General features: G+C 58.8%; 5 protein-coding genes. 4 read left to right on the forward strand and 1 reads right to left on the reverse strand.

Annotated features, from left to right (window positions below; all coding sequences use genetic code 11):
- Positions 1 to 14 precede the first annotated feature (14 nt).
- The gene (locus AC2FIB_RS20345; protein WP_496737293.1) at positions 15 to 2,030 is read left to right on the forward strand and encodes an acetate--CoA ligase family protein; all 2,016 of its coding nucleotides are present in this window, start codon (positions 15 to 17) and stop codon (positions 2,028 to 2,030) included.
- Positions 2,027 to 2,806, forward strand: coding sequence for a carnitinyl-CoA dehydratase (locus AC2FIB_RS20350; protein ID WP_496737291.1), 780 nt, complete (start codon positions 2,027 to 2,029; stop codon positions 2,804 to 2,806). Before AC2FIB_RS20345 ends, AC2FIB_RS20350 begins: the two co-directional genes overlap by 4 nt.
- 5 nt (positions 2,807 to 2,811) lie before the next feature.
- On the opposite strand, the gene AC2FIB_RS20355 is transcribed toward AC2FIB_RS20350, so the two are convergent.
- Entirely contained in the window at positions 2,812 to 3,444 is a 633-nt protein-coding gene (locus AC2FIB_RS20355; protein ID WP_496737289.1) for a class I SAM-dependent DNA methyltransferase, read from the reverse strand.
- A 90-nt stretch (positions 3,445 to 3,534) separates the two neighbouring features.
- Between AC2FIB_RS20355 and AC2FIB_RS20360 the strand changes: the two genes are divergently transcribed.
- Together AC2FIB_RS20360 and katG are read left to right on the forward strand one after the other, a co-directional pair.
- Positions 3,535 to 4,380 (forward strand): SDR family oxidoreductase, encoded by an 846-nt coding sequence (locus AC2FIB_RS20360; RefSeq protein WP_496737287.1) that lies wholly within the window; start codon positions 3,535 to 3,537, stop codon positions 4,378 to 4,380.
- A 269-nt stretch (positions 4,381 to 4,649) separates the two neighbouring features.
- Positions 4,650 to 6,851 (forward strand): catalase/peroxidase HPI, encoded by a 2,202-nt coding sequence (katG, locus tag AC2FIB_RS20365; RefSeq protein WP_496737285.1) that lies wholly within the window; start codon positions 4,650 to 4,652, stop codon positions 6,849 to 6,851.
- Positions 6,852 to 7,192: the final 341 nt, after the last annotated feature.

The raw sequence follows: 7,192 nt of genomic DNA on the forward strand, positions 1-7,192 counted from the left end.
GAGGGGGCCGCCTGATGTCTTCCCTGTCACGCGTTTTGCACCCCACATCCATCGCTGTGATTGGCGGCGGCGCCTGGTGCGTCTCAGTGATCGAACAGGCCCGGAAATTCGGGTTTCAGGGCGACATCTGGCCGGTCCACCCAAAAGCCGGTCAAATCGCGGGTCTGAGTGCTTTTGCACGCCTTGAGGACCTTCCAGCGGCCCCCGACGTAGCCTTTGTTGGCATCAACCGTCATGCAACGATCGAGACGATCGCGGTCCTTTCGGCCATGGGGGCCGGGGGTGCAGTGTGTTTTGCCTCGGGATTTACCGAAGCGCATGCCGAGGACGATCAGGGTGCAGATTTGCAGGTCCGTTTGGTGCAGGCCGCAGGCGAGATGCCGATCCTGGGGCCAAACTGTTATGGCTTCGTCAACGGGTTGGACCGCGCCGCTGTTTGGCCCGATCAGCACGGCATGCGACCGGTAGATCGCGGTGTGGCGATCCTGACGCAAAGTTCGAACATAGCGATCAATATGACGATGCAGCGCCGGGCCTTGCCGCTGGCCTTTATGCTGACCAGTGGGAACCAGGCGCAAACCCATCAGGCCGACATCGCCTCGGCCCTTTTGGATGATGACCGGATCACCGCGGTAGGTGTCCACATTGAAGGCTTCGGTGACCTGCGTAAATGGGAGGCGCTGGCCAAAAAGGCGCGAGATCGTAACGTGCCGATTGTTGCGCTGAAAGTGGGCCGGTCCGCCCATGCACAGGCGGCGACGATTTCTCACACTGCATCATTGGCCGGAGGCGACGCGGGCGCGCAGGCATTTCTGGATCGCCTTGGGATCGCGCGTTTGGATGACATTCCCAGTTTCCTGGAATGCCTCAAGCTGCTGCACGTGACCGGGCGGTTGGACAGCAACGGTTTGGGGTCGATCAGTTGCTCAGGTGGTGAAGCAAGTCTGGCTGCGGACATGGCCGAGGGGCGCAATCTGCACTTCCCGCCGTTGTCGCAAGCACAAAAAGCTGACCTGCGCGATGCCTTGGGGCCGATGGTGGCCTTGGCGAACCCGCTGGATTATCACACCTATATATGGCGTGACACGCCAGCCATGACCCGCGCTTGGACTGCTATGATGGGGCCGGAACAGGCCCTGACTATGGCTATTCTCGACTATCCGCACACGGATGCGACGGATTGGGAATGCGCCACGCAGGCCGCTTTGAATAGTGTTGCTCAGACGGGGCGCCCCTTTGCGGTAACGGCGACTCTGCCGGAGCTTTTGCCCGAAGACGTTGCACAGCGATTACTCGATGGCGGTGTTATCCCTTTTGCCGGATTGCATGAAGCGCTTGCGGCAATTGAGGCGGCCGCGCGGTCGCAAGCAACAGAGGCCGAACCGGTCCTGCTGCCCTCGGATACCGTTGCGGATCATGTTCTGACCGAAGCAGAAGCCAAAAAGGCGCTGGCGGAATTCGGTGTGCGTGTACCGCTCAACCTTGTGGTACCGGCGAACCTGGCGAAACAAGCCTCTACCGCGCTGACTGGTCCATTTGCGATCAAGGGCGTCGGGCTGGCGCATAAATCGGAACATGCGGCCGTGCGCCTTGAGGTTCTCGCCGACGCTGTGGGCGAAGTCGCGGCGGATATCGGAACCGATGACGTCCTTGTTGAGGAAATGGCTGTCGGCGGCGTGGCAGAATTGTTGGTCGGCGTCACCCGAGACCCGGCCCACGGGTTCGTTCTGACGCTAGGTGCCGGAGGTGTGTTGACTGAAATCCTGCGTGACACGGTTTCCCTTTTGATCCCCTCCTCTCGCGACGCGGTGAAAGAGGCGCTGGGCAAATTGAACTGCGCACCCTTGCTGGCGGGATATCGCGGCAAACCAGCGGCAGAGATTGAGGCGATCCTGGACGCTGTCGATGCGGTGCAGGCCTATGTCATTGCCAACGCATCCCATGTCAGCGAAGTTGAAATAAACCCACTGATCTGCACACCGAACCGTGCCATAGCGGTGGATGCTCTGATCCGAAAGGCAAGTATATGAACCCGGTCAAAACCAAGCGCGATGGCGCAATTCTGGAAGTCACTTTGGACCGTCCCAAAGCGAACGCGATTGATTTGGCGACCAGCCGTGTCATGGGCGAAGTGTTTCGTGATTTCCGTGATGATCCAGATCTGCGCGTCGCCATCCTGACCGGTGGCGGCGAGAAGTTCTTTTGCCCCGGCTGGGATTTGAAAGCAGCCGCTGACGGAGACGCAGTCGACGGAGACTATGGCGTTGGTGGCTTTGGCGGGCTGCAGGAACTGCGGGACATGAACAAGCCAGTCATCGCAGCCGTCAACGGGATTGCTTGTGGCGGCGGGCTGGAATTGGCCCTGAGCGCCGACATGATCCTTGCCGCGGAACACGCCAGTTTTGCGCTGCCGGAAATCCGCTCAGGCACAGTGGCCGATGCCGCAAGTGTCAAACTGCCAAAACGTATTCCGTATCACGTGGCGATGGAACTGCTTTTGACCGGACGCTGGTTCGACCCCCAAGAGGCTAAGAACTGGGGATTGGTGAACGAAATCGTGCCGGGCGATCAACTGATGGATCGGGCATGGGAACTGGCGCGTCTTTTGGCCAGCGGTCCGCCTTTGGTTTATGCCGCAATCAAAGAGATTGTACGGGATGCCGAAGACTCCAAGTTTCAGGATGCCATGAATCGGATTACCGGGCGGCAATTGCCGACGGTTGATACCCTCTATGGCTCTGAAGACAATCTAGAAGGCGCCCGCGCTTTTGCTGAAAAGCGTGATCCCATGTGGAAAGGTCGATAGTCGGCCTAAGCGCGTTCAAACAGGGCTATCAGCGCTGTGTCATCTTTGTTGGGGCCAGATGCAAGATCGCCATAGATGCGAACTTCGGGCAGGGTCAGGTTCCGAATCTGGCCTTGCGCTAACCGGTGCAGGGCTTCGGCAAATCCCAGCTTTTCATAATGTTGGGCATTGATCGACAGCGCGAATTGAGCACCGGGGCGGGCCACACGCAGCAGCGCAGTCAAAGCTTCTGGCCCAAGGTGGCCATGGGTGAACGTGCCGGATGAAACGATCCCGGAGTAGCTTTCGCGCGGCACCGGGATGCCTTCGTTCAGATCGGCCTCAATGGCGTCGCGGTAGATATCCTTGCGCATGGCCTGATCCAGCATCTCGGCGCTGATATCGGTGGCATCTATCGGTCCCACACCCAGCCGGGCCAGAACCGCGCCGCACAGGCCAGTGCCTGCACCTACATCAAGCACAGGCCCTTGCCCGCCGGCGCCGACAAAGGCGCGGGCGGTATGGATGTGCAGCTGATAGTCCTCGCGCGTGGCAAAGCCTTCATCGTAATCCCCGGCCCATTCAGCATAGAGACGCTTGTGGTCTTCCGGGGAATCCAGCGCGTAGGCGGCATGCAGGTCTGGTGTTTTGTCACTCATATCCAAAAGAAAGGCGCATTGGGGGATTCGAATCAAGTATCCTTGGCAGAGTTCTTGCATCTGGCGAAATTGCGGATCATCTAAGAGCGTATGACAGGCACACTATTTTCCTTCGGTCACGGGTACTCGGCACAGGCCTTGTCCCGTCAGTTGCAACCCCATGGTTGGCGTATCTTCGGCACGACGCGTGATCCGGCCCAATCGCCGGTGGTCAAGGCATCCGGCGCAGAGCCGGTGATTTGGCCGGGGCAAGTGCCACAGCTGGATGGGGTGACGCATCTTTTGATCTCGGCCGCGCCAAACGCGGACGGAGATCCGGTTCTGGCTGCATTGGCGGATGAGATTGCGGAAAGGGCGGCGCAATTCAAATGGGTTGGCTATCTGTCGACCACGGCCGTGTATGGCGATCATCAGGGCAACTGGGTCGACGAAGCCACCCCCGCGACGCCAACGGCGCAGCGCGGCAAATGGCGGGTGCAGGCGGAAGAGCAGTGGCGGAACATCCCCGGCTTGCCGACACACATTTTTCGCCTTGCAGGCATCTATGGTCCCGGTCGTGGGCCGTTTTCCAAGCTCAAGCGTGTGGGTATGCGACGTATCATCAAGCCGGGGCAGGTCTTTTCCCGAATTCATGTCGCCGACATTGCCCAGGTTCTTGCCGCGTCCATGTCCGCGCCCAATCCGGGGGCGATTTACAACGTATGTGATGATGAACCCGTTCCACCGCAGGATGTCATCGCCTATGCGGCCGAATTGCAGGGATTGCCATTGCCGCCCGAAGTACCGTTCGACGAGGCCGACATGACCCCCATGGCGCGCAGCTTTTACAATGAGAACAAGCGGGTCAGAAACGATCGGATCAAGGATGAGCTGGGTGTAAACCTGATATATCCGAACTATCGGGTCGGATTGAGGTCGCTGATGACCGATGACTGAGCTATCGGCCTGAATTCCGGCGATGCGCACTGGGTGCTTAGTGATAGTTTTTGGTTATCATAACCATCCATAAAGAAAACTTATTTGCATGGTTCGAATTTGCTAGGTCTGGCGACGACAAGACAAGAGTCGCCGATACCTCTTGCGGAATGCGCGCGTTTTGAGCCGCGCATCTAAAAGAGGTAAAAGTGTCATCTATATATGTTCTTGATCGCCCGCGTTTCTTACCGCGCGAACGAGCCGGATTTTAGCCAGGATTGGAGATCGACATGGACGGAAGTGATAACCCCAAAACGGGCGGATGCCCTGTAATGCACGGCGCAGGAACCCGGTCAAACCGGGATTGGTGGCCGAACCAGCTGAACCTTTCGATCCTACATCAGAACGCGCCCGCGTCGAACCCGCTGGAGCCTGATTTCGACTACGCTGAAGAATTCAAGAAGCTGGACATGAAGGCGCTGAAAGAAGACCTGTACGCGCTGATGACCGATTCTCAGGATTGGTGGCCTGCCGACTATGGTCATTACGGCGGTCTGTTCATCCGGATGGCCTGGCACAGCGCCGGTACATATCGCACGGCGGATGGCCGTGGCGGTGCCTCGACTGGGAACCAGCGCTTTGCGCCACTGAACAGCTGGCCGGATAACGGCAACCTTGATAAGGCGCGCCGTCTGCTGTGGCCGATCAAGCAGAAATACGGCAACCAGATTTCCTGGGCCGACCTGATGATCCTTGCCGGCAATTGCGCCATTGAATCCATGGGCGGCAAAACATTTGGCTTTGCTGGTGGTCGCGCGGATATCTGGGCGCCTGAAGAAGACATCTATTGGGGTTCCGAAACTGAGTGGCTTGCCCCCACCGACAATCCGCACAGCCGGTACACTGGTGAGCGCGACATGGAAAACCCGCTGGCCGCCGTTCAGATGGGTCTGATCTATGTGAACCCCGAAGGCCCGGATGGTGAACCAAACGTGCTGGCCTCGGGCCGTGATATCCGCGACACCTTTGGCCGGATGGCGATGAATGACGAAGAAACCGTCGCACTGGTTGCTGGTGGCCACACCTTTGGTAAGGCGCACGGCGCGGGCGATCCTGATCTGGTCGGCCCCGAACCCGAAGCGGCACCGATTGAAGAGATGGGCCTTGGCTGGATCAACAAGTTCGGCTCGGGCGTGGGTGACGATACCACGACCTCGGGCATCGAGGGCGCATGGACCGCAAACCCGATCAAATGGGACAACGGCTATTTCGATCTGCTGTTCGGATACGAGTGGAACCTGACCAAAAGCCCCGCAGGCGCATGGATATGGGAACCAATCGGCGTCAAGGAAGAAGACATGGCCCCGGCGGCCGGTGATCCGACCAAGAAGGTCAAAACCATGATGACCACCGCCGACATGGCGATGCGCATGGATCCGATCTATGGCCCGATCTCCAAACGCTTCCACGAGAACCCGGAAGAGTTCGCAGATGCCTTCGCGCGCGCCTGGTTTAAGCTGACTCACCGCGACATGGGTCCGCGTTCGAACTATATCGGTTCGGAAGCCCCGACCGAAGAGTTGATCTGGCAGGACAACGTGCCTGCAGTGGATCACGATCTGGTCGATGCTGCGGATATTGCGGATTTGAAAGCCAAGATCGCTGCAACCGGTTTGTCGGTGTCCGAACTGATCTCAACCGCATGGGCCTCGGCCTCGACCTTCCGCGGGTCGGACAAGCGCGGTGGTGCCAACGGCGCCCGTATCCGTCTTGCACCTCAGAAGGATTGGGACGTCAACGAGCCAATGAAACTGTCCAAGGCGCTGGATGCGCTGACAGGCGTTCAAGAAGCGTTCAACGGCGCGCAGTCAGGCAACAAGAAAGTGTCGCTGGCCGACCTGATCGTTCTGGCCGGTGCCGTCGGCATCGAGCAGGCTGCCAAAGCTGGCGGTCAGGATGTCGAGGTCCCGTTCACCCCGGGCCGCACCGATGCATCGCAAGAGCAGACCGATGTGGACAGCATCGCAGTCCTGGAGCCCGCAGCAGACGGTTTCCGCAACTACCAAAAGGCTGATTACACCATCTCGCCCGAAGAGTTGCTGGTCGATCGCGCGCAATTGCTGACCCTCTCCGCACCCGAGATGACGGCACTTGTCGGTGGCCTGCGTGTTCTGGGCGCCAACTTCGGTGACGCCAAGCATGGGGTATTCACGGATCGTGTGGGTGTACTCAGCAATGACTTCTTCACCAACATTCTGGACATGGGCACCGAATGGAAACCTGCCGGCAAGGGTGTCTATGAAGGTCGTGACCGCGCCAGCGGTGAGGTCAAATGGACCGGTACACGCGTCGATCTGGTCTTCGGTTCCAACTCGCAACTGCGGGCGCTCGCTGAGGTCTACGGTCAGACGGGTGCCGAGGGTAAATTTGTCTGTGACTTTGTCTCGGCCTGGAACAAGGTGATGAACGCGGATCGATTTGATCTGAAGTAAACCGACGATCATCGCAGAGGTAGCGCCGCCCGAGGGGACTCGGGCGGCGTTTTCTTTGGGTCGAGTCCCGCGGGCATACCAAGCATTGGGTACGATTCCGCCCAAAGCCTTGACTAACCCTCGCGTCACGCATCGCCCAGCCCTGTTTCTTACCCAAATTATTAAGCTAACTTATTGTTTTCATTAACATGGGCGAGTTTCTGCAGAGAAATGTGAAGTTTTTTCAAAATGGGGGTTGCAGGTCCCAGACCTAATCCGTAAATACCCCTTCACCGGCGCTGCTGAGGCGGCGCTGACGGGTCGGAGAGACGGCCGGACGCATCGGAGAGACGGTGGGCATC

Source organism: Ruegeria sp. YTSA072 (genome assembly GCF_059610285.1).

What these genes read in the sequence shown, in the direction of transcription:
- AC2FIB_RS20345 (WP_496737293.1), top strand. Translation starts at nt 15, where the DNA reads ATGTCTTCCCTGTCACGCGTTTTGCACCCCACATCCATCGCTGTGATT.
- AC2FIB_RS20350 (WP_496737291.1), top strand. Translation starts at nt 2,027, where the DNA reads ATGAACCCGGTCAAAACCAAGCGCGATGGCGCAATTCTGGAAGTCACT.
- AC2FIB_RS20355 (WP_496737289.1), bottom strand. Translation starts at nt 3,444, where the DNA reads ATGAGTGACAAAACACCAGACCTGCATGCCGCCTACGCGCTGGATTCC.
- AC2FIB_RS20360 (WP_496737287.1), top strand. Translation starts at nt 3,535, where the DNA reads ATGACAGGCACACTATTTTCCTTCGGTCACGGGTACTCGGCACAGGCC.
- katG (WP_496737285.1), top strand. Translation starts at nt 4,650, where the DNA reads ATGGACGGAAGTGATAACCCCAAAACGGGCGGATGCCCTGTAATGCAC.